Origin of the sequence: Autumnicola musiva (assembly GCF_031846585.1) — a bacterium.
Taxonomy (GTDB): Bacteria; Bacteroidota; Bacteroidia; order Flavobacteriales; family Flavobacteriaceae; genus Autumnicola; species Autumnicola musiva.
This window is the reverse complement of the sequence record NZ_JAVRHK010000059.1, coordinates 1-1443: the sequence shown is the minus strand read 5'-3', so window position 1 is coordinate 1443 and position 1443 is coordinate 1. Positions and strand designations below refer to the sequence as shown.

General features: G+C 29.7%; 2 protein-coding genes. Both read left to right on the top strand.

All coding sequences use genetic code 11. The features are described 5' to 3' along the window. Positions 1-200: 200 nt before the first annotated feature. Complete coding sequence (locus tag RM539_RS19805; RefSeq protein WP_311505152.1) at positions 201-362, top strand: hypothetical protein; 162 nt, start codon at positions 201-203, stop codon at positions 360-362. A 250-nt stretch (positions 363-612) separates the two neighbouring features. Then, complete coding sequence (locus RM539_RS19800; RefSeq protein WP_311505151.1) at positions 613-1440, top strand: hypothetical protein; 828 nt, start codon at positions 613-615, stop codon at positions 1438-1440. Positions 1441-1443: the final 3 nt, after the last annotated feature.

Here is a 1443-nt window from a genome sequence, read left to right as displayed (position 1 = left end):
TTTATTGCTCCGGACAGAAAAAGAGAACATTAATAAGAAAAACTTACTCAAATCCGGACTTTTAAAAGAGGAACTAAAAGTTTGATTTTAGTAAAATGAAAACAAAAAATAAAACGGACACTAACTAGGACGGACTAAAACTCTTAAAAAAATAGAGAACTTTGGAAGGTAAATAGGAGAAAATAAACACTTCAACAAAAATGAATAACGTAAGAATTAATGGAATAATATTAATCACAATAGGGATAGCTACGATGTATTTTTTAGAAGATGAAAAATTTGATATTCTCTCTGGAATCATATTAGGTTTAGGATTGGGATTAACTATTACAGGAAGATATAGAAAAAGAAAAAAATTTTAGAGAATTAATACTTATTATTTACTCACTCAAACTCTAAATTTCTACAAGAAAAGGCTGACTAAGAAAATAAAACGGCTAATCTCCCGTACTTACTCGGGCGTGTCGCAACAAAAGGTAACATCGGTTAAAGAAAATAGCTCGGGTTTAGCTAAATTTCTATATTTTAGAAGTCCAAATCAAACCTGGTTAAACCGATAAGCTAGCTCTTCCCTACACGCTACTTCCCTTAACCGTAACCGTTAGCCCTAATATGAGAACAAGATTAATTTTCATAATATTCATTTTCACAACTATAAAAAGCTTTGCTTGTAGTTGCGATACAGCAAAACCAGCTATTGAATTTTACAAATCCACTTATGTCTTTGAAGGAAAGGTTATTAAAAAAGTATATGCGTCAGATTCATTAACCAATACAATAACATTTGAGGTAAGTAAGCATTATAAAGATGGAGACAATCCAAAACAGTTAAAATTTCGACTAAATTCAGAAGCAGAAGTAACAGGACTATATTCTTCTTGCTATTGGACTGCCAAAAAAGCCGAAAAATGGTTAGTTTATGCAAAGAAAATCGATGGAGAATTAAGTTTTCAATTTTATTGTTCAAACAGTAAACCTTTAGGTAGATTAAAAGTATATCCTAAAGAACAAAAAGTATTGAACAATGGAAATGAATTAGATCTCACGAAATATCGCTATAATCACATCGGCAATCCAATTACAAATACCGATTCTATCGAAAGACTATATAAAAAGAATAAATTTGATCCATCTAATTTTGCTTTTATCTGGGTAGATGTAAATGAAAGAGGAAGATTAGAAAGAGCTAATTTAGTTCCCAGAAATGAAAGAAAATTTGAAGTTATTGATACAATTTTCGATATGAATAAATTCAAAAATGAACCACAGAAACCAAGAACTAAATTTGAGGAAATAGCTGTAGAAATTGCGAATAAGATTAAAAATTGGGAAAAATACTATTTTTTAGATTTAAAAAATCCGGTCAAATATAGGTCCGGAATACTAATTGAAGTAAATAAAGATTCGATTATTAAAATTAGAAAACCAGGATCATACTAGGGC